At 61.1% G+C, this 769-nt stretch carries 1 protein-coding gene; it reads right to left on the reverse strand.

The genetic code is table 11. From position 1 onward, the window contains the following. Positions 1-56: 56 nt before the first annotated feature. A complete protein-coding gene (locus tag FEM54_RS33400) occupies positions 57-749 on the reverse strand; it encodes an alpha/beta family hydrolase (RefSeq protein ID WP_138454380.1) in 693 nt (230 codons plus the stop codon). Positions 750-769 lie beyond the last annotated feature (20 nt).

Below are 769 nucleotides of genomic sequence, written 5' to 3' on the forward strand. Positions count from 1 at the left end.
CATTTGAAGGTATTCACAATTCAAAATGTGGGAGCTGGCTTGCCTGCGATGGGGCCCTAACAGGCGCCCAAAAACCCAGCCACCTTCACCGCAGCCGCCTCCAAATGCTGCTCATGACCAAACCCCGAAGCCTTCAACGGCTTCAAATCATGATCCCCCGCCACCAGCCACATCACCTCGATGCTCGGTGACAGCGCATACCCTTCCACCGCCGCCCGATTACCCAGCGCATCGCGCTCGCCCTGCACAATCAACGTCGGCGTCTTCAACCCGGCCAGATGTTCGACTCGAGGTTTTTCCGGCTTGCCCACCGCATAAAACGGATAACCCAAACACACCAGCGCGTCAGCCCCCAGCTCATCGGCCAACAAACTGGCCATGCGCCCCCCCATGGACTTGCCGCCAACCGCCAGCTTCCCAGCGACATGACGTCGCACCTCGGCATACACCTCGCGCCAGCATTCGAGCAGTTTCGGCGCCGGGTTCGGCGGGCGTTTACCGCCGTCCACGCGGCGTTGAGCCATGTACGGGAACTCGAAGCGCAACACGTTCACGCCATGTCCGGCAAGGCGTGCAGCCATGTCGTTCATAAAGGCTGAGTCCATCGGTGCACCGGCGCCGTGGGCCAGGATCAGTGTCGCCGGCGCACGCGCGATAGACCCCGTCGCGGCATTCCACAACCAGCCATGTTCCCGTACACACTGCGCCCATTGATCCCCGTCAATACTGGCCTTGTGCTCTTTGCCCATGCTTGCCTCGCTTTTTAGTC

Origin of the sequence: Pseudomonas edaphica, assembly GCF_005863185.1 — a bacterium.
GTDB lineage: Bacteria > Pseudomonadota > Gammaproteobacteria > Pseudomonadales > Pseudomonadaceae > Aquipseudomonas > Aquipseudomonas edaphica.